The sequence below is a fragment of the Asticcacaulis sp. genome (genome assembly GCF_051954415.1).
Taxonomy (GTDB): Bacteria; Pseudomonadota; Alphaproteobacteria; order Caulobacterales; family Caulobacteraceae; genus Asticcacaulis.
The window spans coordinates 190459-210231 of sequence record NZ_JBQCHT010000035.1 but is presented as its reverse complement, the minus strand read 5'-3'; the positions used below and the strand labels follow the sequence as shown (position 1 = coordinate 210231).

Sequence of the window (19773 nt, the reverse complement as noted above, 5' to 3'; positions counted from 1 at the left end):
TCGAAGCCGGCGATAATATCGTCACCGGTGAGCATGGCTTCCTGGCCTATCGCATTTCGGCGCTCGCCTGTCAGGCCGAGGTGAAGCTGGCGGAGGAGCCGGACCAGCGTATCAGCATCGAAAAGCTGCTCGAACTGGTGGATGAGCGGACGAAGATTGTCTACATTTCCAATCCGGCCAATCCGACCGGCACCTGGAATACGCCGGAAGAAATCGCCGACCTGCGGTCGCGGCTGGATCCATCCATTCTGCTGTGCATCGATGAAGCCTATGCCGAATTTGTCGATGAACCGACCTGGGAGACGGCGTTTCCGCTGGCGCGCGGCCTGGATAATATGGTCGTCACGCGCACCTTCTCGAAAATTCATGGGCTGGCGGGCCTGCGTATCGGCTTCGGCTACTGCCCGGTCGATGTGATCGCCGCTATCGATCGTATCCGTCTGCCATTTAACGCTAATCTGCCGGCGCAATATGCGGCGGTGGCCGCCTTGCAGGATAAGGTCCATATCGAAGCGTCGCGCCAGCAGGTTCTGAACTGGCAGCCGCGGATGCGTCAGGCCATTGCCGGTCTGGGCTTCGATATCCGCAAGGGGACGGGTAATTTCGTATTGGTCTATTTCCGCGATGCCAGGGAAGCGGCACGCGCCAATGAGTTCCTGATGACGCAGGGCATCATCATCCGTCATGTGGCGAACTATGGCCTGCCGCAATGTTTGCGCATTACCATAGGTAAGGATGAGGAAAACCAGGCGGTGATCGAGGCGCTGGGCAAGTTCGCGGCTCAAAGACAGTAAGCAAGAAACCCCACCACCACGAGCCAAGAGGCTCGCGGTCCCCCTCCCCACCAAAGGTGGGGAGGTACAGGATTAAGCGGATATTTTATACCTCCCCGGCTATGCCGGGGAGGGGGACCGAAGCGCTCTTGCGCTTTGGTGGTGGGGCATCTTACTTTCCTTGCTGCAGCGCGGAAATGTCGCATTATTTGCCGGATCGCGCTAAGCTATCTATAGTGCCGATACCGCCATAGCCGAAGTTTACCCATGCCTGACCAATCTGCTCCTGCCGCCAGTACTAAAATCGTCTTCGGACAGGGCTTCCTGACGGATTGCTGGTGGTTTGCCGCGCTTTCGGGCGATCTGGTGGCCGGCAAACTGCAACGCTACGTCATTCTCGGCGAACCGGTCCTGCTGGCGCGTGACCTTGATGGCCGCGCCTACGCCATGCGCGATATCTGCCCGCATCGCGCCGCCCCGCTTTCCGCCGGCGAGATGATCCGTGATGGCAGGGGCGGGGCCTGTGTTGTCCAGTGCTGCTATCACGGCTGGACGTTCGATACCGACGGCACCTGCAAGAGCATCCCGTCGCTCACCGCCGATCAGCCGATGGATGTCGAGAAGATCAAGGTGCGCTCCTACGATATCCGCGAGCAGCAGGGCATTATCTGGATATATATCACCGCCGATCCGCGCCGCCCGGCCGATAACGGGCGTTACGCACCCGATCACGAGCCGCCGATCCTGCCGGGTGTGGTCGGGGGCAAACCGATTATCGTCGAGACTATGGATTTCGACAGCCATATCGATCATGCTGTCGTCGGCCTGATGGACCCGGCGCACGGCCCTTACGTGCATCAGCAATGGTGGTGGCGCTCAGCCAAGAAACAGCTCTCCAAGATTAAGCAGTTCGAGCCACGCGAATACGGCTTCTCGATGGTGCGCCACGCCCCGTCGTCCAACAGCCGCGCCTACAAGATCCTCGGCGGCGCGCCGGCCACCGAGATCACCTTCCGCCTGCCGGGCATCCGTTACGAGCATATCGAGATCGGCACCCAGCAGGTTCTCGGCCTGACCTGCCTGACCCCGATCGATGACAATAAAACCCGTATCACCCAGATTTTCTGGTCTGACCACGGCCTGTTCCGTTTCATCGCGCCGCTGTTCCGTTACGGCGCCAAGGCTTTCCTCAAGCAGGATGGCGACATGGTCAATCTGCAGAATGAAGGTCTGAGATACGATCCGGCCCTGATCTGGATCGATGATGCCGATACCCAGGCCAAGTGGTATCAGCAGCTCAAGAAGGAATGGATGCAGGCGCGCGCCGAAAAGCGCCCCTTTGCCAATCCGGTCAAGCCGACGACCCTGAAGTGGACGAGCTAAACAAAAAGCCTTCAATCGGATGATTGAAGGCTTTTTGTTTATGCTATTAAGCGCGAGTTCAAGCTGCTTTTAAGCCGGCCACGACCAGTGCGACCTGGGCATTCAGGCTTTTGGCCAGCCTGTCCATGTCGAAAGCGCCGCTGTCGTCGCTGCCCTGATAGGCACGACGCAGATTGGCGAGGCACAGGTCTTCCAGCACTTCGGCCGCACATTCAACACTGACGGATTGCGGCACTTCATTACGCGCCTGCGCCGCTTTCAGTGTGTCGAGCAGCACTAAGCGGATTTGGTCGCTCATCTGTCCGACCTGATTGACCGGGGTCTGGCCCTGGCTCCATTTCATCACAAAGGCGGAGAGCACGATGCGGGCATTATGCTGGGTGGCCTCATAGCCGCGCATCAGTTGCGTATGCAGGCGGCTGACCAGGTCGAGCTTTTCATCCAGCGTCTCGCGCATGGTGCGGATCACGCGGGTGTTTTCGCTTTCCAGCACGGTCAGGAAGATTTCGTTCTTGTCCGCGAAGTTGGCGAACAGAGCGCCGGTGGAAAGGCCGGCGGCGCGGGCGATGTCGCGCAAAGTGGCGGCTTCGAAGCCGCGCTCACGGAAAAGGGTTGCCGCCGATTCAAGAATCTTCAGGCGGTTGCGTTCCTTGGACTTGGCGCGGTTGCCGGCCGGAACGGATTTTTCGCTGGCGATGGCAGTCTCACTCACAGGATCGGTGGGGTGGTGGGGATCGTACATAACGCGTTACTCGCACACAAAAAAGAAGTTTACCTTCGGGGAAGAATTTTCGTCGGATTTGCCCTATTTAGTATGGCCGTCTTCCCATTACAAGGATGACGCCGTTATTCCGTGCGTCACTTTTCAGTACGCACAGGAACAGCGGATTCAACGTGCGGCATCTGAAAATCCGTCGCTGTACACGGATAAATAACTCGACTTTTGGCTATAAAAAGGCGATTTTGTCACATGACCAAAATACTTTTCTATCTGGCGCTTATCGCCATGTTCGCCGTGCTTGTGGTGCTGGGCGCCGGCATATTCAGCCTGGTGCGTGGCGGCAGCTTCCGCGAAAACTGGTCGAACAAGCTGATGCGCCTGCGCGTGCTATTCCAGGCCATAGCGATTGTCCTGCTGGTTGTTCTCGCCTGGGCCATGCACCATTCTTCTTAATCGCTCAAGCGCCGCGAGGCTTACGCGCAAACGTGCGCGGCGGGCCGTCGCCCTTGCCAAATCTCAATGAATGAGATTTGGAGGTCTTTTTCAAAACAGACGAAAAGCCCCGATGGTCAAGCTCAATAAGATCTACACCCGCACCGGTGACGACGGCACCACCGGCCTGGCCGATGGCTCGCGCCGGCCAAAGGACGATCCGCGCCTGGTCGCCATCGGCAGCGTCGATGAAGCCAATGCGGCCCTGGGACTGGTGCGGCTGAACAGCGCAGGCGATCCGGCGCTGGATGCCCTGCTGGCGCGTATTCAGAACGAGTTGTTCGATCTTGGCGCTGATTTGGCCACGCCGTCCGATGAGGTTTCGTGGACGCCGCTGCGCATCAAGGCGCATCAGGTCGTGGCGCTGGAAGCGGCGCTCGATGTCTTTAACGCGCCGATCGCGCCCCTGACCTCTTTCATCCTGCCGGCCGGATCGGCCTTGAGCGCCCATCTGCACCTGGCGCGCACCGTGGCCCGGCGCGCCGAGCGCGATGCCGTTGCCCTGGCCCGGATTGATGGCGAAGCGGTCAATCCGGAGGCATTGAGATACCTCAACCGTCTGTCTGATCTGTTGTTCGTTCTGGCGCGTCATGCTAACGATCAGGGCCGCGCCGACGTTTTGTGGGCGCCGTCGAAATAGCCGCCGCGAGAGGATGATGATGTCGAAAACCTTTACCGCCATTGCGCTTATCCTGCCCTGTCTGCTGCTGACGCAGTGCGATGCTGTCGAGAAGGCGGCCGGCAGGGGGAATGCTGAAAATCCGGCGGTGGCTTTTGACGTGGCGATTGAAATGACCCCGGCCGCCGCGGCGCGCTTCAAGGCGACCGGCGATACTCTGGTGGTGGATGTCGCCTATTACGGCTACCCGACCGAGGCCGCGCGGCCGAAAGCCAACGGCCTGCACCAGATCGACCTGGGGCAGGAGCGGGTGGGCGTGCTGCCCACTGTGGCGAAGGTGCATATGCCCGGCGGCGGCCTCAATCAGAAGGGCCTAGCCGATATTGTCGGCGGTGACGTCATGGTGCTGGTCGATGGGTACAGCATCACGCCCGACAGCAACGAGGACAGCCAGGTCCGGTGCAGTTATTACCGCGACCGGCTTGAAATGGCGCGCAGCAAGCCGCCGGTCCTGAAGTGCGATATCCCCTCTAACGACTGATTATTTCGACGTGGCGTTTTCGTTCAGGGCGCTGCTGACCGCGCCATTCACCGCTCTGGCATTGCTCGCCTTCAGCGCATCGTCATGATAATCGATGGTGGCTTTTTCGCCGTCTTTGCGGCCGGTGATGGTCGATAGCGCGATCGGCGCATAGCACTTGTGCGCCTTCCAGGAATACCAGCCCTGGGCGCTTTCGCACTTCTTCTTCGGGATGTCGTAGAGCCAGCCATAACCGACAATGCCCGCGCTGCACAGGCCGAGCAGGATGATGAAGACATATTTCAGTTTGCCGATCTGGCTGGGCATGGGCAGGGTTTTCCGAAGGCGTAACTTGACGTGAACGTAAACATGTGGTTATTCCTTTATGCGCCAATAATGAGGATGGGGCAATGGAAAACGTCCGCTAAAATACCAAACAGGAATTGACTTTGCGGACGTTGGTCGTCATGTGAAGCCCCATATGAATCCCTGGCCGATATGCCCGGCAAAGGCATCAGGAAACGAACTGAAAAAGGTTAGAAGCCATGAAGATTTTGGTCCCCGTCAAGCGGGTGCTGGATTACAACGTCAAGGTCCGGGTCAAGTCCGACCAGTCGGGCGTCGATCTGGCGAACGTCAAGATGTCAATGAACCCGTTCGATGAAATCGCCGTCGAGGAAGCCACTCGCCTCAAGGAAAAGGGCGTGGCCACTGAGATCGTCGCCGTTTCCATCGGGCCGGCACAGGCGAAGGACACCATCATCACGGCGCTGACCATCGGCGCCGACCGCGGCATCCTGATCCAGACCGACCAGGATGTCGAGCCGCTGGCCGTTGCCAAGCTGCTGAAGGCCGTGGCCGAGGCCGAAAAGCCCGACCTGATTATCATGGGCAAGCAGGCGATCGATGGCGACAACAACGCCACCGGCCAGATGCTTTCCACTTTGCTGGATTGGCCGCAAGCGACCTTCGCCTCGAAGGTCGTGGTCGAAAACGGCCCAAATAACGAAAAAGAAGCTCAGGTGACGCGCGAAGTCGATGGCGGCCTGCAAACCCTGGGCGTCAAGCTGCCGGCGGTGATCACTACCGACCTGCGCCTCAATGAGCCGCGTTATGCTTCGCTGCCCAACATCATGAAGGCCAAGAAGAAGCCGCTGGAAACGAAGACCGTCGCCGATTACGGCGTCGATGTCAACCCGCGCCTGAAAGTTCTGAAAGTGACCGAACCGCCCAAGCGTTCGGCGGGTAAAAAGGTGGCTGATGCCGCCGAACTGGTCGCCAACCTCAAGTCCGCAGGAGTTCTGTAATGGCTGCTCTCGTTATTGCCGATCATGACGGCGCGCACCTGCGCGACACGACCAACAAGACCGTCACCGCCGCGCTTGCCCTGTCGTCCGATGTCGACGTGCTGGTCTATGGCGAAGGTGTTGCGGCTGTCGCCGATGCGGCGGCTAAAATCACCGGCGTCCGCAAGGTGCTGGTCGCTGAATCCGCCGACCTGAAGCAGGATATCGCCGAAGACGTCGCCGCCCTGATCATCGGCCTCGCCGCCAGTTATGACGCCGTCGCCATTCCGGCCTCAGCCTCGGGCAAGAACTTCGCGCCGCGCATCGCTGCCGCGCTCGACGTGTCGTTGCTCAGCGACGTGATCGAAGTGGTCGATGGCTCCACCTTCGTGCGTCCGATCTATGCCGGCAACGCGCTGGAAACCGTCCAGACCTCGGAAGCCAAGAAGGTGCTGACCGTCCGTACCACCGCCTTCAAGGCGGCGGGCGAAGGCGGTTCGGCCACGGTTGAAACCGTCACTGCCCCGGCGGCCAAGGCCGGCACGCGCTTTATCTCGGAAGAGAAGGTCACCTCGGATCGCCCGGAACTGGGCGCTGCGAAGATCATCGTCTCCGGTGGTCGCGCGCTCGGTTCGAAAGAAGAATTCGACGCCGTGATCGATCCTCTGGCCGACAAGCTGGGCGCCGCCGTCGGGGCCAGCAGAGCCGCCGTCGATGCCGGCTATGCCCCGAACGACTACCAGGTCGGCCAGACCGGCAAGGTGGTCGCGCCGGAGCTTTACATCGCCGTCGGTATTTCGGGCGCCATCCAGCACCTGGCCGGCATGAAGGACTCCAAGGTGATCGTCGCCATCAACAAGGATCCGGAAGCCCCGATCTTCTCGGTGGCTGATTATGGACTGGTGGCGGATTACAAGACCGCCGTGCCCGACCTGATGAAGGCCCTGGGCTAAGCTGATTTAGTCCCTCCCCGAACCGTCGGGGAGGGACAATTTTTTTACGGCTATTGCCTTGCCGCAAGGCGCGCTTTATCTCCGTAACAAGATACAAATTCTACAAGGCGGACAGCATGACCACGATTAGGACCGTAGGCATTATCGGCGCAGGCCAGATGGGGGCGGGGATCGCCCAGGTCTGCGCGCAGGGCGGTTATGAGGTCGTGCTGTATGATGCCTCGGCCGACGCCGTGAAGGCCGCCGTGGGGCGTATCGAAAAGGGCCTCAGCCGCCTGGCCGAAAAGGAAGCGATCACGGCTGAGCAGGCGACCGATGCCCTGAAAAAGCTGATGCCGGCGGGCGCGGTTTCCGAACTAAAGGACTGCGACCTGGTCATTGAGGCCGCCACCGAAAAGGAAGAGGTCAAGAACGCCATCTTCCGGTCGGTATGCGAGCATCTGAAGCCGGAAGCGCTTCTGGCATCGAACACCTCGTCGATCTCGATCACGCGCCTGGCCGCCGCCACCGATCGTCCTGGCAAGTTCATCGGCTTGCACTTCATGAATCCGGTGCCGATCATGAAGCTGGTCGAAATCATCCGGGGCATCGCCACCGACGCCGCGACCTACGAAACGGCGGTCGCCTTTGCCCAGTCGCTTGGCAAGATAACCGCCAATTCCGAAGATTTCCCGGCCTTCATCGTCAACCGCATCCTGATCCCGATGATCAACGAGGCCATCTATACGCTCTATGAAGGCGTCGGCACGGTCGAGGCCATCGATACCGGCATGAAGCTGGGCACCAATCACCCGATGGGGCCGCTGGAGCTGGCCGATTTCATCGGTCTCGATACGGTGCTCGCCATCATGAACGTGCTTTATGAAGGTCTGTCGGATTCCAAGTACCGTCCATGTCCGCTGCTGGTCAAATATGTCGAGGCCGGTTGGTATGGCCGCAAGACAGGTCGTGGCTTCTACGATTATCGCGGCGAAAAGCCGGTGCCGACGCGCTAGATGCCAAATCCGGGGCTCAGTTATCGACAGCCCGAACTGCGCTGGATGGCGATCGCCGGCGTCGCGGCGCTGTGCCTGCACGGCCTGTGCTGGCTGGGCGCCATTATGCTGAACGGTCATTCTGGCGCGTTTGCCGAAGTGCAACGGCAGGTGATGCTGGCCCTGTTCTGGATGATCGGCACCCTGATCATCTGGAAGATCGCGCCGTCGCCTTCGCGCCTGCACGCCGTCATGACCGTGCTGGCCTGCGCCCTGTTTGTCTGCGGCATTGGCTCGGTTTTCGCCATCGCCAATCTCGTCTTCATCCAGCACTATACTCTGAACAGCGTGATGAAGACGCTGGGCCTGGCCAGCCTTCTGCTGCTCCTGATGCAGCTTTGTCTGGCCGTGCCTTCGGCCATTCTGTTGCAGGCCGTGGCCCTGAAGCGTGACATGCAGCGCAATCCGGCCGCCGGATGACCGCGCGCATCCGCACACTCGATCATGTGCGGGGCCTGAGTATTCTGGGCATATTGCTGGTCAATGCCATTGCTTTTGCGCAGCCCTTTGCGGTCTACAGCCAGCCGAATATATCGCCCCTGCCGCTTTCGCCTGACGACCTGACCGTCTGGTGGCTGATCGAGACCTTTTTCAAGGAAAAGTTTATTACCTGCTTTACCCTGCTGTTCGGGGTGAGCGTCTATCTGGTAGGCCGTGATCGAAATCCTGCCGATCCGGCTTACCGGACGCCGCTGTTTCGCCGGCTGGCCTGGCTGGTGATGTTCGGCCTGATCCACGGCGCCCTGATCTGGCATGGCGATATCCTGTTGTCCTATGCCCTGACCGGCTTTGTTTTCTGGCGCTGGCAGACGGCTTCAGCGCGCAAGTTGCTGGTCTGGGGCCTCGGCCTGTTTCTCGCCGGTGCGGTGGTGATGTTGGGGCCGAATATCGCCACGACTTTGCAGGGTGAGCACGTCACGCCGGATTATGGCGATCTTGCGGGCATTATCGACCGGATGCGCGGGCCTTTCCTGATGTCGATGACGCAGAATGCCGTGGTCTGGAGCGAGACCATTGTCAGCGAGGTTCTGGGCTATATGCCGACCACCCTGGGCCTGATGATGATCGGACTTGGGCTTTTCAAATCGGGCGTTCTGCGTGGCGAGGCTAAGATGCGGACCTATGTTCTCCTGATCGCGGCGGGGATGGTGAGCCTGGCGCTGATCGGCTGGCAGGCGCGGGTCACGCTGGTGGCCGGCTTTCCTTATCCGGAGATTTTTGGCCTCTACGCCCTGGCCAATGATCTTTTGTGCCTGCCGGTGGCTTTGGGCTATCTCAGCGTGCTGGTTCTGATCGGCCGGACATCGGTAGGGGCGGTGCTGTTATATCCGCTGGCCTGCGCTGGCCGGATGGCTTTCACCAACTATCTGACGCAATCCCTGATCATGACGGGACTGTTCTACGGCGGTCGCGGACCGGACTGGTTTGGTGAAATGAACCATACGGCGTTGGTGCCAATTGTGATGGTGATCTGGATCGGTCAGTTGGTGTTAAGCACGGTCTGGCTGTCGGCCTTCCGTTATGGCCCGTTTGAATGGGGCTGGCGGTGTCTGACCTATCAGCGCTGGATGCCGATCCTGAAGTAAGAAGCCCCACCACCATTCGCTACGCTTATGGTCCCATGGCTTGCGAAAGCAATACTTTCGCTGGCGCCAAACCCCGACAAGTCGGGGAGGTATGATAAGGCAGAATTCTTATGCCTCCCCAATTTATTGGGGAGGGGGACCGCGCCATTCTTTATGGCGTGGTGGTGGGGTTTCTTGCTTAACTTACTCCGCCAGCAATTTATCCAGCAGGGCCTGAACCTCCGGCGTATCCCACTTGGCCTCACCATCGAGGCGCGCCACCTGACGGCCTTGCTTGTCAAGGATCAGGGTGCCGGGCATTCCGGTGATGTTGTATTTCGACGGCGCCTGGAATTCCTGGTCGGCATAGACTTCCAGCGGCTGCTGCACGTCCATGAAGGATTTCACATCGGCGAACTTGTCCTCGGTATCGACGCTGAGCGGCAACACCTTAACGCCCTTGCCGGCATAGTGTTCCTGGAGCTTGGCCAGGGTCGGCATCTCGAAGCGGCAGGGCGCGCACCAGGTGGCCCAGACGTTCAGCACCACGACCTGGCCCTTGAAATCACTGAGTTTGACAGGCTTCTGATTGCGGTCGATAAAGCTGATATCCGCGATGGCGACCGGCGCCTCGTTCGTTACAAGCTTGGCCAGCGCGCCCTTGGCATAGACGGCGAGCGGTCCCTTGGCCTGCGCCACTACTGGCGCGGTTGTGGCCGCGATTTCGGTGCCGGGCACAGTGCCGCCTGGCTTCGACAGCAGTCGCCAGCTCACCAGTCCGACCAATGCCAGAACCACTATGGTTACAATGGCAATCACCGCCGCCGGCGGACGCTTCATTTTTCTGGCCCTGGACGTGTTTGCGGCCTTGGGTTCCGCAGCGTCCTCCGCTATAGGCATGACCGCCGGGGCGACAGAAGGCTCGCTCTGAATTTCAGATTCCGTTGAGGGCTGCTCGCCGTCCTCATTCAACCTGGGTTCCGTCATGACCGATCCATCCGCCCAAAAAGCCCCGAACGCGCAGGCCCCTCAACAGGGCCAGAAAATGTGGGGCGGTCGTTTTACTGCCCGACCCGATGAGATTATGCAAGCCATCAATGTCTCCATCGATGTCGACAAACGCCTTTGGCAGCAAGACCTTGCGGGATCGAAAGCCCACTGCGTCATGCTGGCGAAACAAGGTATCATAAGTTCGGAAGACTCCCAAATCATCCTGAACGGGCTGGAAACCATTACCGCCGAGATCGAGGCGGGCACCTTCCCTTTCCGCGCCGAATTCGAGGACATTCACATGAATGTCGAGGCGCGCCTGCGCGAACTGATCGGCGCCACGGCCGGCCGCCTGCATACTGCCCGCTCGCGCAACGACCAGGTGGCGACCGATTTCCGCCTGTGGGTGCGCGATCAGGTCGATCTCACCATCCAGCAGCTTTATGACCTGCAAGGCGCCCTGCTGAAGCGCGCGGAAGACTATGCCGATGCCCTGATGCCGGGCTTTACCCACCTCCAGCCGGCCCAGCCGGTGACTTTCGGCCACCACCTGATGGCCTATGTCGAGATGATCGGCCGCGACTGCTCGCGCTTCATCGACGCCCGTGCCCGCATGAATGAAAACCCGCTGGGTTCGGCGGCGCTGGCCGGTTCGCCCTTCCCGATCGATCGCCATATGACTGCCGCCGCGCTTGGCTTCGATCGCCCCACCGGCAACAGCCTTGATGGCGTGTCCGATCGCGATTTCGCGCTGGAATCCTTAAGCCATGCCGCCATCTGCGCCGGCCACCTGTCGCGCCTGGCGGAAGAAATCGTTATCTGGACCACGCCCTATTTCGGCTTCATCCGTCTTTCGGATTCGTTCTCGACCGGCTCTTCGATCATGCCGCAGAAGCGCAATCCGGATGCCGCCGAACTGGTGCGTGCCAAGACCGGCCGCATCAATGGCGCGCTGATCGCCCTGACCACGGTGATGAAGGGCCTGCCGCTGGCCTATTCCAAGGACATGCAGGAAGACAAGCCGCCGGTTTTCGAGGCCTTCGATGCGCTCGACCTCGCCATCCGCGCCATGACCGGAATGGTGCTCGATCTGGAAGCCAATACTGATAAAATGGCCGCGGCCGCCGGCGCCGGTTTTTCAACCGCCACCGACCTGGCCGACTGGCTGGTGCGCAATCTGGGCATTCCCTTCCGTGACGCGCACCATATTACCGGGGCGGCGGTCAAGCTGGCGGAAACGCAGGGTGTGGATTTGGCGCAACTAAGCCTTGGCGATCTGCAAAATCTGGAAGCCAGGATCACGGATGATGTGTATAAGGTGTTAACACCTGAGGCCAGTTGCGCCAGCCGTCAAAGCTACGGCGGCACGGCGCCCGATCAGGTTCGCCTGCAAATCCAGCGCTGGAAGGATCAACGCTCATGATGACGCCTAAAACGACCCGCCTTTTGACGATGTCCGCTCTGGGCGCGGCCCTGGTGGGCGCTTCCCTGCTGTCGGCCTGCGGCAAGCTGGGCGATCTTGAACGCGCTCCGCCGATGATGAACAAGAAGGCGGCGGCTGAATGGTCGACCTCGCAAAATCCGGACGGCGGCGTGACCACCACGACCGATTCCTCGACTTCGCGCGCCACGGAAAAGGCGACGCCGGACGCCGATGCCAAGAACAGCATGGAAAACCCCTATGCCGTCAACAAGCGCATCCAGGATGCGCCTCTGGAAGGCACGGGCAGCAATAACGGCTTCCGCGACGCCCCGAACAAGTAAGTCCAATACGTAGATGAACCATTTCGAGTACCACGACGGCGAGCTTTACTGCGAACAGGTTGCCTTGCGCGAACTGGCCGATACGGTCGGCACGCCGCTTTATGTCTATTCCTCGGCGACGCTGGAACGGCATTATAATGTCTTCGCCGACGCCCTGTCGTCCAAGCCGGAACTGCGCAGCCCGAAGGGCGAGGCACCGCTGGTGGCCTACGCCACCAAGGCCAATTCCAACCTGGGCGTGCTGGCCACATTGGCGGCGCAGGGTTGTGGCGCCGATACGGTCTCGGAAGGCGAAATCCGCAAGGCGCTGAAGGCGGGCATTCCGGCCGATCGCATTGTCTTTTCCGGCGTCGGCAAGACTGATGCGGAAATGGCCTTCGCTTTGAAGGCCGGCATCTATCAGCTCAATGTCGAGTCGCGGCCGGAGCTTGAGCGTCTGGCGCGCGTGGCGGCCGAACTCGACATGGTGGCGCCCTTCGTTATCCGCATCAATCCGGGTGTCGGCGCCGGCGGGCATGAAAAGATCACCACCGGCGGGGCCAAGGACAAGTTCGGCATTTCGGCGGCGGAAGCCCTGTCGCTCTATGCCGCTGCGGCTGGCCATCCCAACCTGGCACCTATGGGCATTGCCTGCCATATCGGCAGCCAGATTCTCGACCTCAAGCCGCTGCAGGAAGCCTTCACCAAGATGCGTGGCTGGGTCGAGCAGTTGCGCGCCGAAGGACTGTCGGTCGAGCGGCTCGATCTCGGCGGCGGTCTGGGCGTGCCCTATTTCAACCAGAAGGAACCGGCCAGCGTGGCCGACTATGCCGAAATGACGGCCCTGGCCGCAGGCAATCTGGGCGTGCGCTATACCTTCGAGCCGGGTCGGCTGATCGCCGCCAATGCCGGCGTGCTGATCTCGAAAGTGGTGCATGTCCATGAGCGTGCAGACAGTGGCCAGCAGTTCCTGGTGATCGACGCGGCGATGAATGACCTGATCCGTCCGGCGCTTTACGATGCCTTCCACGATATTCGTCCGGTGGCGCGTCCGGGTAACGAGACGGCGACCTATGATGTGGTGGGGCCGATCTGCGAAACCGGCGATACTTTCACGCGGGGCCGCGAAATGCCGGTGATGCAGGCCGGTGACCTGGTGTCCTTCATGAGCGCCGGGGCCTATGGCGCCGTGATGGGAAGCGAATATAATTCGCGGCCACTCGCGCCGGAGGTGTTGGTGCGTGACGCCGACTGGTCTGTCGTGCGTCCTCGGCCGAGCTATGAAGAGATGATGGCGCGCGAGCCGATTCCGGCCTGGTTGTCATCGTCTCCACGCATCAAAACGGCTTGATTTGGAATAGGGGGGCCTATGCAGCAGAGCAATAAATCACCTTTGGCGCCGCTCAATCGCGGGCTGTTCTTCACGAAAGCGACGATGATCTGGGAGCGTCTGCTGCTGCCGTCCCTGTTTCCCTTTGTCCTGCTGGCCCTGCTGGTGGCCGTGGCCGGGCAGTGGGGGCTGTTCGCCCTGGTGCCGCAAGCGGCGCATATTGCCATGCTGGTGGTGGGGCTGATCCTTTGCATCATTGCCGCGGTACGCACCATTTTGCACTTCCGGATGCCGACCTTCACCGAGGTCAATACGCGCCTGGCGCTGGATAACGACCTGCGGCCGGAGCGCCTGCTGGCCATGCGCCATGAAAAGCAGCAGCCGTCGTTGAAAGTCGGCAAGGCCAAGGCGGGGATAGCGGCATCCGATCCGTTCGCCCTGCGCTATGTGGCGCTGGCGGCGGCGATCCTGGGCTTTCTGATCCAGGGACCGGTATCGGTTGAGCGAGTAACCAGCGGGTTTATGCCGCTGGTTGGTAATCATGTGCAGAGTTTGGCCAGCTTGAGTCTGGCAGGTAATTAAGCAAGAAACCCCACCACCACGCCTCAAGAGAGGCGCGATCCCCCTCCCCAGTAAAACTGGGGAGGTAGATGAAATGAGCGAGCCTTATACCTCGCCAACTTGTTGGGGAGGGGGACCATGGCGTAGCAATGGTGGTGGGGTTTCTTGCTTTCCGGGATTAATCCATTACCCCGATATAGGGCAGGGCGCGGTATTTGCCGCCGTCATCCAGTCCGTAGCCGACCAGATAGCGCGCGGGGGCTTCCCAGGCACAGAAATCGACCTCCATGTCACGCATCTTGCCGTCCTTCAGCGGATCGGGCTTGCGGGCGAAAACCGCGGTCAGAACTTCGGAAGCACCGGCTTCCCGAGCGATCTCGCAGGCAATTTTTAGGGAGGCGCCGGTATCGAGCACATCATCCATAATCAGCACCTGCCGGCCCTCGACCGAGCGCTGCAAAGGCGCGCGGATCAGCATGGCGCCGCTTTCATGACTGTCCGCATAGGAAGACAGCCACAGGGCATCGAAAGCGATATCGCGGCCGGCGCGGTTGAGGGCGCGGCTGAGATCGGCGGCGAACCAGATGCCGCCGGTCAAAAGACAAATGCCGATACAGTTGGGCTTGATATAGTCACAGAGCAGGTCGGCCAGGGCGGTGACGCGGCCCTGGACCTCGTCTTCACTTAACAGAACAGCGGGCAGGGCATCAGTCATAGGCATACTCGAAAACAGGGGGTCAGCCGGCGCCGTGACCAGAATTGTGACCGGTATCGTGAGGCAGGCTTGAGCGCAGGGCCGGCTCAGGCTGGTCATGGGCGGGTTCATCCGCCGCCTCGGCATGGGCAGGCGCGGCTTCGGGCGGTGCGGCAGTTTCGTGCGCGGGTTCGTCAGCCGCTTCGTGACCGGCGCCCTCGTCATGGCCGCTCACCGGCGTGACGCGCAGATCGGGGCCGGCGGTCTTCATCTTCTTCATCGCCACCAGGTCGAAATCCAGGTCGAGCGACGAGGTCAGGTTTTTCGGATCGGCGACATCGAATACCAGGGTGCGCGTGGCATGGGGGGCCACGACCAGGCCGTCCGATGGCATCAAGACCGAATTGAACTCCTGCAGGGTGGAATCGAGTAGCTTGACGCGGACGGGCGGCACCGGCACCGGCTTGTCGCTGGTGTTCCTGATCTGCGCCTTGACCGTCACCACGAAGCGCCCGCTCTTGAAGGCAGCATCGGCAGTCTTGTCGCCGAAGACGAGATGGGTGCCATTGACCTTCATGCCGACCATGGCATAGGCGCCGGCAATGCGCGGGAAGGCGCGGACGATATCGACGCGCAGGAAGAAGCCGAGCGCCAGGATCAGCGCGAAGGCGGCCGCCATGCCGCCCCAGACCATGCCTTGCGCCGCCAGGGCCTTCATGCGCTTCTTGTCTTCCAGGATGGCGCGGTATTTCAGAGGCAGTTTCTTGGCCTTGACCGTATGCAGATCCTCGACCGTTTCCTTCTCGGATTTCTTGACGTCGCTGAAGGACAGGTCGATCGGCTTTTCCGGGCGTTCGGCGTGCCAGGTGGTCTTGCAGGCGGCGCAGCGCACGGTCCGTCCGCGAACGCCCAGTTGGGATTCGTTGAGCGTGTATTTCGTCGCGCAGTTAGGACAGCTCAGGATCATGATCAGTTAAGTCGAACGGCACCGAATCAGTACATAAACCCGTTAACCACATACGGGTTCTTAACCTTATGTCCCCAAAAGTCTTAACAACTGATCAAGCCAGGCCCTCGCAAAGCTGATATGACGACCGCGCCCTCAGACACCGATCGCCAGCCGCGCCGCCACGCGGAACCGGAGGCTGTTGTGGCCTTCCATGGCGTGTCGCTGGGCTATGACCTGGGGATGCCGAAGACGCTGGCCGCCGGGCTGAACGAAGACGACCTGATCCTGAAAAATCTCAATTTCGAGCTGCTGGCGGGATCGTTTCACTTCCTGACCGGACCATCAGGATCGGGCAAGACCTCGCTGCTCAAGATGATCTATCTGGCGCAGAAACCGACCACCGGCGTGATCGAGCTGTTCGGTGAAACCATCCGGCCGCATGACCGTGCCCAGACCGCGGCTCTGCGCCGCCGCCTCGGCATCATCTTCCAGGATTTTCGCCTGCTTGAGCACCTGAATGTGTTCGATAATGCTGCCCTGCCGCTGTTTGTGCATGGCGCGCATTTCCGCGAATATCATGACGACGTCACCGAACTGCTCAACTGGGTGGGGCTGAAAAACCGGCTCGATGCCATGCCGAATGTGCTCTCCGGCGGTGAAAAACAGCGCCTGGCTATCGCCCGTGCCGTGGTGACGCGCCCGACCCTGATCCTGGCCGACGAACCGACTGGCAATATCGACTACGCCATGGGCCTGCGCATCATGCGCCTGTTCATCGAACTGAACCGGCTCGGCGCCACGGTGCTGATCGCTACCCATGATGAAGGTCTGGTGAAGGCGTCCGGTATGCCCGTGCTCGAACTGCGCCAGGGACAATTGTTTCAGCGGGATGTGTCGGGGGGCGCGCGATGATCGGACCGATCGTTGCAAAACTCGGGGTTTTGAAGGCCGGCAAGCTGTTGCCGCAGCAGGACCAGCGCGAGGTAGCCCTGCATTATGTCATCGGCGTTTTGTGCTTTCTCGCCTGTATGGCCGCCATGGTGGTCATGGCGTCGGACCGCGCCGCTCATGGCTGGTCACGCGATATCCGCGCCGAGGTGACCGTGCAGGTGCGCCCGACCGGCCTGGAGAGCGGCTCCATCGCGGCGGCCAAGGCGGCGGAGGTGCTGGCCGGCGTCAAGGGGGTGGGGCAGGTGACGGCGCTGGAGCCTGAAAAGGCCAAGGATCTGATCAAGCCTTGGCTTGGCGATGCGGTACTCGATGATCTGCCGATCCCCAACCTGGTCGAGGTCACGCTTGATCAGCGCCATCCGGCCACGACCCAGGCCATGATGAATGCCCTGACCGATGCCAGTATCGATGCCAGTATCGATGATCATTCGACCTGGCTGAAGGATGTGGAGCAAAGCGCCCTGACCATCCGGCTGATTTCGCTGGGAATCTTCTTCATCATCTTTTCCGCCACCGGCGCCGTGGTCGGCTTCGCCACGCGTGCCGGCCTGACTGCCCGCGCCGATATCGTCGATGTGCTGTCCTTGTGCGGCGCCAGCGATATCTTCATCGCCGAACGATTCCAGTGGCGCTTTGCCCGCATGGCGTTCGAGTCTGGCCTGCTGGGCGCGGTCCTGGCGGGTGCGGTCATGGCGCTCATAAAAGCCACAGGTTCCTCACAAAGCTTTGCCATAGCCCTTCCCTTTTCATGGTCGGACCTGTTAATATTAATTCCATGTCCGTTCCTGGTGGCGTTGATCGGCGCCCTGACCGCGCGTATGGTGACCTTGCGGCTGCTGGCGCATCATGACTGAACTGTATTGAGGGGGAGGCTGATATTATCAAACATATGCGCACCCTGATCGCCCTGTTCGTGGTTGTCCTGCTGTGGACGGCCGGCCTCTTCGCCTTTGCCGACCGCGTCATCGACTCAACCCCCGCCGTCGAACCCGCCGAACCGGCGGACGCCATCGTCGTGCTGACGGGCGCGTCGGACCTGCGCCTCAAGGCTGGAATGCGTCTGCTTGAACGCCGCAAGGGCGCGCGCATGTTCATTTCCGGCGTCAACCCTGAGGTCAAGCGCCCGGAACTGATGGCCGTGACCGAAGGCTCGAAGCGGCTTTATGAATGCTGCGTCGATCTCGGCTACCAGGCAGAAAATACCGTCGGCAATGCCCATGAGATCGCCGACTGGGCGCGCGGTCATGACTTCTATACTCTGATTGTCGTCACCTCGGACTATCACATGCCGCGCTCGCTGCTGGAACTGAAGGCCGACATGCCGGGCGCCACCCTTATTCCCTATCCGGTCGCCACGCCCGATCTTGACGCCCGCGGCTGGTGGAAATCGCGCAAGGGCCAGCGCATCATCGTGCTGGAATACTGCAAATACATGGCCATTCTCGGCCGCGACGCGATACTGAGCGTATCGCGCAGGTTCGGCGACAAGGGCGGCGCGCCGGAGCCGAAGGCCGGCACTGAAGACGCAATGGCGGCGAGTTCGGCTTCGTGAGTTTTCTGATTACGCGTATCCGGTCTTTGCTGTTCATGCTGTGGCTCTACGGAACCATGGCCTTTTTCGGTATAATCTGTTCGCCACTGCTGCTTTTCCCGATACCTGCCGCCATGGCGGTTATTCGCTGGTGGGCCGGTTCAGTGCTCTTCGGGGCGCGCTGGATTGTGGGGGTAAAGGTCGAGTTTCGCGGTCTGGAGCACCGGCCGAATGGCCCGGCCCTGATCGCCGGCAAGCACCTGAGTATGCTCGATACCATCGCGCCCTTCGTTGTGCTGAAACGGCCGGCCTATGTGCTCAAACACTCGCTGATCTATCTGCCGTTTCTGGGCTGGTACGCCCTGAGAACCAAGATGGTCGCCATCCGCCGCGAAGATGCCGCCAAGGCGCTGAAACTCATGGTCTCGGCCTGCCGGGCGCGCCTGAATGAGGGCCGTCAGATCCTGATTTTCCCGGAAGGCACGCGTTCGGATGTTGGGGACGATCCGGTCTACAAGCCGGGCGTGGCGGCGCTTTACCGTGATCTCGAAGTGCCTTGCCACCTGCTGGCGACCAATAGCGGCCAGTTCTGGCCCGGCCACGGCATCGATCGCACGCCGGGGACGGTGGTGTTCGAGTTCCTGCCGCCCCTGCCGGCCGGCCTGAAGCGCGGCGAGCTGATGGCGCAGATGAAGGAAAAGCTGGAGACGGCGTCGAACGCCCTGGTGGCGGAACATGCGCGCTGAGGATATCGTCGCCCGGCAGCTAGATGCCTATAATGCCAGGGATATCGATGCCTTCATGGCCTGCTGGGCGAAGGCGGCTGAAGTTTTCGCGCACCCGGATATTCTGCTGGCGAGTGGCCATAATGATATCCGCGCGAGGCATGAACTGCGGTTTCAGGAGCCGGACCTCTTTGCCCATCTGATCAGCCGGATCGTCTTGGGCAATCGCGTCGTCGATACCGAATTGGTGACGCGCAATTTCCCCGAAGGCATCGGTCAGGTCGATGTCATAGGTATCTATGAGATCGATGACGGCCTGATTGCGCGCGCCTGGTTTTTGATGGGTGAGCCGAGGCTGGCCCCGGCTCACTCTTAACTATTACGACAGAACGACCACGACGACGCGGCGGTTGGCGGCGCGGCCTTCGCGGGTGTTGTTCGGGGCCACCGGCTGTTCCGAACCGTAGGAGATAGCCGACATGCGGTTGAGCGCCACGCCCTGCTGGTTCAGGAAGCGGCGGACGCTGTCAGCGCGCGCCTGGCCGAGACGGTAGTTGATGTCATCCGTACCCGTGGCGTCGGTATAGCCCTGGATTTCGAGATAGACGTTCTTGTTGTCGGTCTTGAGCTGATCGGCAAGCTGGCTAAGCTTGGCCTTGGTCTCTTCCGACAGAGCGGCCTTGTCGGTATCGAAGCGGGCCGAATCATCAGACAGGACGATGGAATAGACGAACTTGCCCTCGGCCAGCTTGCCGGCGGCGGTGGCGCGGTCGAGCGCGTCCTGGGTCGTCTTGTCGAGTTGCGACAGGTGCGCGTCGTTCTGGTCGATGCGGCCGTTCACGGTCGTGATTTTTTCATCGACATATTTATGGCTGGCGCAACCGGAAACCGCGATCATAAGCGGCATTGCCGTCAGAAGCGCCATGGATTTGAAACGTATCATAAAGAACCTA

General features: G+C 60.7%; 25 protein-coding genes. 19 read left to right on the top strand and 6 right to left on the bottom strand.

Annotated features, from left to right (window positions below; all coding sequences use genetic code 11):
- Positions 1 to 794: pyridoxal phosphate-dependent aminotransferase (locus ACTHND_RS13825; RefSeq protein ID WP_440178530.1), on the top strand; the 794-nt coding region annotated here is incomplete at its 5' end.
- A 246-nt stretch (positions 795 to 1040) separates the two neighbouring features.
- A complete protein-coding gene (locus ACTHND_RS13820) occupies positions 1041 to 2156 on the top strand; it encodes a Rieske 2Fe-2S domain-containing protein (protein WP_440178529.1) in 1116 nt (371 codons plus the stop codon).
- A gap of 58 nt (positions 2157 to 2214) precedes the next feature.
- Here the strand turns inward: ACTHND_RS13820 and ACTHND_RS13815 are convergent, their stop codons facing one another.
- Positions 2215 to 2898 (bottom strand): TetR/AcrR family transcriptional regulator, encoded by a 684-nt coding sequence (locus ACTHND_RS13815; protein WP_440178528.1) that lies wholly within the window; start codon positions 2896 to 2898, stop codon positions 2215 to 2217.
- A 228-nt stretch (positions 2899 to 3126) separates the two neighbouring features.
- On the opposite strand from ACTHND_RS13815, the gene ACTHND_RS13810 reads away from it, so the two are divergent.
- From ACTHND_RS13810 to ACTHND_RS13800, 3 genes are all read left to right on the top strand, one after another.
- Positions 3127 to 3330, top strand: a complete 204-nt coding sequence (locus ACTHND_RS13810) for a twin transmembrane helix small protein (RefSeq protein ID WP_440178527.1) — start codon at positions 3127 to 3129, stop codon at positions 3328 to 3330.
- Positions 3331 to 3442: 112 nt separating this feature from the next.
- A complete protein-coding gene (locus ACTHND_RS13805; RefSeq protein ID WP_440178525.1) occupies positions 3443 to 4009 on the top strand; it encodes a cob(I)yrinic acid a,c-diamide adenosyltransferase in 567 nt (188 codons plus the stop codon).
- Positions 4010 to 4028: 19 nt separating this feature from the next.
- A complete protein-coding gene (locus ACTHND_RS13800; RefSeq protein ID WP_440178524.1) occupies positions 4029 to 4529 on the top strand; it encodes a hypothetical protein in 501 nt (166 codons plus the stop codon).
- On the opposite strand, the gene ACTHND_RS13795 is transcribed toward ACTHND_RS13800, so the two are convergent.
- Complete coding sequence (locus ACTHND_RS13795; protein ID WP_440178523.1) at positions 4530 to 4835, bottom strand: hypothetical protein; 306 nt, start codon at positions 4833 to 4835, stop codon at positions 4530 to 4532.
- A gap of 218 nt (positions 4836 to 5053) precedes the next feature.
- Between ACTHND_RS13795 and ACTHND_RS13790 the strand changes: the two genes are divergently transcribed.
- The 5 genes from ACTHND_RS13790 to ACTHND_RS13770 all read left to right on the top strand — a co-directional run bounded on the left by ACTHND_RS13790 (position 5054) and on the right by ACTHND_RS13770 (position 9367).
- Complete coding sequence (locus ACTHND_RS13790; RefSeq protein ID WP_440178522.1) at positions 5054 to 5815, top strand: electron transfer flavoprotein subunit beta/FixA family protein; 762 nt, start codon at positions 5054 to 5056, stop codon at positions 5813 to 5815.
- Complete coding sequence (locus ACTHND_RS13785) at positions 5815 to 6747, top strand: electron transfer flavoprotein subunit alpha/FixB family protein (protein ID WP_440178521.1); 933 nt, start codon at positions 5815 to 5817, stop codon at positions 6745 to 6747. Before ACTHND_RS13790 ends, ACTHND_RS13785 begins: the two co-directional genes overlap by 1 nt.
- 116 nt (positions 6748 to 6863) lie before the next feature.
- Positions 6864 to 7742 carry a 3-hydroxybutyryl-CoA dehydrogenase gene (locus ACTHND_RS13780; protein WP_440178520.1) on the top strand — a complete coding sequence of 293 codons (879 nt, stop codon included), beginning with the start codon at positions 6864 to 6866 and terminating at the stop codon, positions 7740 to 7742.
- Positions 7743 to 8201: a hypothetical protein gene (locus ACTHND_RS13775; protein WP_440178519.1), complete on the top strand. Its 459-nt coding sequence runs from the start codon at positions 7743 to 7745 to the stop codon at positions 8199 to 8201.
- Positions 8198 to 9367 carry a DUF418 domain-containing protein gene (locus ACTHND_RS13770; protein ID WP_440178518.1) on the top strand — a complete coding sequence of 390 codons (1170 nt, stop codon included), beginning with the start codon at positions 8198 to 8200 and terminating at the stop codon, positions 9365 to 9367. Before ACTHND_RS13775 ends, ACTHND_RS13770 begins: the two co-directional genes overlap by 4 nt.
- A gap of 183 nt (positions 9368 to 9550) precedes the next feature.
- Here ACTHND_RS13770 and ACTHND_RS13765 read toward each other — a convergent pair whose 3' ends face one another.
- Positions 9551 to 10186, bottom strand: a complete 636-nt coding sequence (locus ACTHND_RS13765) for a TlpA family protein disulfide reductase (RefSeq protein ID WP_440178517.1) — start codon at positions 10184 to 10186, stop codon at positions 9551 to 9553.
- A gap of 145 nt (positions 10187 to 10331) precedes the next feature.
- On the opposite strand from ACTHND_RS13765, the gene argH reads away from it, so the two are divergent.
- The 4 genes from argH to ACTHND_RS13745 are packed head-to-tail and all read left to right on the top strand — an operon-like array spanning position 10332 to position 13991.
- Entirely contained in the window at positions 10332 to 11759 is a 1428-nt protein-coding gene (argH, locus tag ACTHND_RS13760) for an argininosuccinate lyase (RefSeq protein WP_440178516.1), read from the top strand.
- Positions 11756 to 12100, top strand: a complete 345-nt coding sequence (locus ACTHND_RS13755; RefSeq protein ID WP_440178515.1) for a hypothetical protein — start codon at positions 11756 to 11758, stop codon at positions 12098 to 12100. The genes argH and ACTHND_RS13755 overlap by 4 nt, the downstream gene beginning before the upstream one ends.
- Positions 12101 to 12113: 13 nt before the next feature.
- A complete protein-coding gene (gene lysA / locus ACTHND_RS13750) occupies positions 12114 to 13430 on the top strand; it encodes a diaminopimelate decarboxylase (protein WP_440178514.1) in 1317 nt (438 codons plus the stop codon).
- Positions 13431 to 13448: 18 nt separating this feature from the next.
- Positions 13449 to 13991, top strand: a complete 543-nt coding sequence (locus ACTHND_RS13745; protein ID WP_440178513.1) for a DUF4175 family protein — start codon at positions 13449 to 13451, stop codon at positions 13989 to 13991.
- A 157-nt stretch (positions 13992 to 14148) separates the two neighbouring features.
- Here the strand turns inward: ACTHND_RS13745 and ACTHND_RS13740 are convergent, their stop codons facing one another.
- Both ACTHND_RS13740 and ACTHND_RS13735 read right to left on the bottom strand, forming a co-directional pair.
- The gene (locus ACTHND_RS13740) at positions 14149 to 14685 is read right to left on the bottom strand and encodes a phosphoribosyltransferase (protein WP_440178512.1); all 537 of its coding nucleotides are present in this window, start codon (positions 14683 to 14685) and stop codon (positions 14149 to 14151) included.
- Positions 14686 to 14707: 22 nt separating this feature from the next.
- Positions 14708 to 15631 (bottom strand): MJ0042-type zinc finger domain-containing protein, encoded by a 924-nt coding sequence (locus tag ACTHND_RS13735; RefSeq protein ID WP_440178511.1) that lies wholly within the window; start codon positions 15629 to 15631, stop codon positions 14708 to 14710.
- Between the two features lie 120 nt (positions 15632 to 15751).
- Between ACTHND_RS13735 and ACTHND_RS13730 the strand changes: the two genes are divergently transcribed.
- The 5 genes from ACTHND_RS13730 to ACTHND_RS13710 are packed head-to-tail and all read left to right on the top strand — an operon-like array spanning position 15752 to position 19196.
- Positions 15752 to 16525 (top strand): cell division ATP-binding protein FtsE, encoded by a 774-nt coding sequence (locus tag ACTHND_RS13730; protein WP_440178510.1) that lies wholly within the window; start codon positions 15752 to 15754, stop codon positions 16523 to 16525.
- Positions 16522 to 17418 carry a cell division protein FtsX gene (locus tag ACTHND_RS13725; protein ID WP_440178509.1) on the top strand — a complete coding sequence of 299 codons (897 nt, stop codon included), beginning with the start codon at positions 16522 to 16524 and terminating at the stop codon, positions 17416 to 17418. The genes ACTHND_RS13730 and ACTHND_RS13725 overlap by 4 nt, the downstream gene beginning before the upstream one ends.
- 35 nt (positions 17419 to 17453) lie before the next feature.
- On the top strand, positions 17454 to 18116 hold the full coding sequence (locus ACTHND_RS13720; RefSeq protein ID WP_440178508.1) for a YdcF family protein: 663 nt from the start codon (positions 17454 to 17456) through the stop codon (positions 18114 to 18116).
- An 8-nt stretch (positions 18117 to 18124) separates the two neighbouring features.
- Entirely contained in the window at positions 18125 to 18841 is a 717-nt protein-coding gene (locus ACTHND_RS13715; RefSeq protein WP_440178533.1) for a lysophospholipid acyltransferase family protein, read from the top strand.
- Positions 18831 to 19196, top strand: coding sequence for a nuclear transport factor 2 family protein (locus ACTHND_RS13710; RefSeq protein WP_440178507.1), 366 nt, complete (start codon positions 18831 to 18833; stop codon positions 19194 to 19196). The genes ACTHND_RS13715 and ACTHND_RS13710 overlap by 11 nt, the downstream gene beginning before the upstream one ends.
- 3 nt (positions 19197 to 19199) lie before the next feature.
- Here ACTHND_RS13710 and ACTHND_RS13705 read toward each other — a convergent pair whose 3' ends face one another.
- Positions 19200 to 19763 (bottom strand): OmpA family protein, encoded by a 564-nt coding sequence (locus ACTHND_RS13705; protein ID WP_440178506.1) that lies wholly within the window; start codon positions 19761 to 19763, stop codon positions 19200 to 19202.
- Positions 19764 to 19773 lie beyond the last annotated feature (10 nt).

What these genes read in the sequence shown, in the direction of transcription:
- ACTHND_RS13820 (WP_440178529.1), top strand. Translation starts at nt 1,041, where the DNA reads ATGCCTGACCAATCTGCTCCTGCCGCCAGTACTAAAATCGTCTTCGGA.
- ACTHND_RS13815 (WP_440178528.1), bottom strand. Translation starts at nt 2,898, where the DNA reads ATGTACGATCCCCACCACCCCACCGATCCTGTGAGTGAGACTGCCATC.
- ACTHND_RS13810 (WP_440178527.1), top strand. Translation starts at nt 3,127, where the DNA reads ATGACCAAAATACTTTTCTATCTGGCGCTTATCGCCATGTTCGCCGTG.
- ACTHND_RS13805 (WP_440178525.1), top strand. Translation starts at nt 3,443, where the DNA reads ATGGTCAAGCTCAATAAGATCTACACCCGCACCGGTGACGACGGCACC.
- ACTHND_RS13800 (WP_440178524.1), top strand. Translation starts at nt 4,029, where the DNA reads ATGTCGAAAACCTTTACCGCCATTGCGCTTATCCTGCCCTGTCTGCTG.
- ACTHND_RS13795 (WP_440178523.1), bottom strand. Translation starts at nt 4,835, where the DNA reads ATGCCCAGCCAGATCGGCAAACTGAAATATGTCTTCATCATCCTGCTC.
- ACTHND_RS13790 (WP_440178522.1), top strand. Translation starts at nt 5,054, where the DNA reads ATGAAGATTTTGGTCCCCGTCAAGCGGGTGCTGGATTACAACGTCAAG.
- ACTHND_RS13785 (WP_440178521.1), top strand. Translation starts at nt 5,815, where the DNA reads ATGGCTGCTCTCGTTATTGCCGATCATGACGGCGCGCACCTGCGCGAC.
- ACTHND_RS13780 (WP_440178520.1), top strand. Translation starts at nt 6,864, where the DNA reads ATGACCACGATTAGGACCGTAGGCATTATCGGCGCAGGCCAGATGGGG.
- ACTHND_RS13775 (WP_440178519.1), top strand. Translation starts at nt 7,743, where the DNA reads ATGCCAAATCCGGGGCTCAGTTATCGACAGCCCGAACTGCGCTGGATG.
- ACTHND_RS13770 (WP_440178518.1), top strand. Translation starts at nt 8,198, where the DNA reads ATGACCGCGCGCATCCGCACACTCGATCATGTGCGGGGCCTGAGTATT.
- ACTHND_RS13765 (WP_440178517.1), bottom strand. Translation starts at nt 10,186, where the DNA reads ATGAAGCGTCCGCCGGCGGCGGTGATTGCCATTGTAACCATAGTGGTT.
- argH (WP_440178516.1), top strand. Translation starts at nt 10,332, where the DNA reads ATGACCGATCCATCCGCCCAAAAAGCCCCGAACGCGCAGGCCCCTCAA.
- ACTHND_RS13755 (WP_440178515.1), top strand. Translation starts at nt 11,756, where the DNA reads ATGATGACGCCTAAAACGACCCGCCTTTTGACGATGTCCGCTCTGGGC.
- lysA (WP_440178514.1), top strand. Translation starts at nt 12,114, where the DNA reads ATGAACCATTTCGAGTACCACGACGGCGAGCTTTACTGCGAACAGGTT.
- ACTHND_RS13745 (WP_440178513.1), top strand. Translation starts at nt 13,449, where the DNA reads ATGCAGCAGAGCAATAAATCACCTTTGGCGCCGCTCAATCGCGGGCTG.
- ACTHND_RS13740 (WP_440178512.1), bottom strand. Translation starts at nt 14,685, where the DNA reads ATGACTGATGCCCTGCCCGCTGTTCTGTTAAGTGAAGACGAGGTCCAG.
- ACTHND_RS13735 (WP_440178511.1), bottom strand. Translation starts at nt 15,631, where the DNA reads ATGATCCTGAGCTGTCCTAACTGCGCGACGAAATACACGCTCAACGAA.
- ACTHND_RS13730 (WP_440178510.1), top strand. Translation starts at nt 15,752, where the DNA reads ATGACGACCGCGCCCTCAGACACCGATCGCCAGCCGCGCCGCCACGCG.
- ACTHND_RS13725 (WP_440178509.1), top strand. Translation starts at nt 16,522, where the DNA reads ATGATCGGACCGATCGTTGCAAAACTCGGGGTTTTGAAGGCCGGCAAG.
- ACTHND_RS13720 (WP_440178508.1), top strand. Translation starts at nt 17,454, where the DNA reads ATGCGCACCCTGATCGCCCTGTTCGTGGTTGTCCTGCTGTGGACGGCC.
- ACTHND_RS13710 (WP_440178507.1), top strand. Translation starts at nt 18,831, where the DNA reads ATGCGCGCTGAGGATATCGTCGCCCGGCAGCTAGATGCCTATAATGCC.
- ACTHND_RS13705 (WP_440178506.1), bottom strand. Translation starts at nt 19,763, where the DNA reads ATGATACGTTTCAAATCCATGGCGCTTCTGACGGCAATGCCGCTTATG.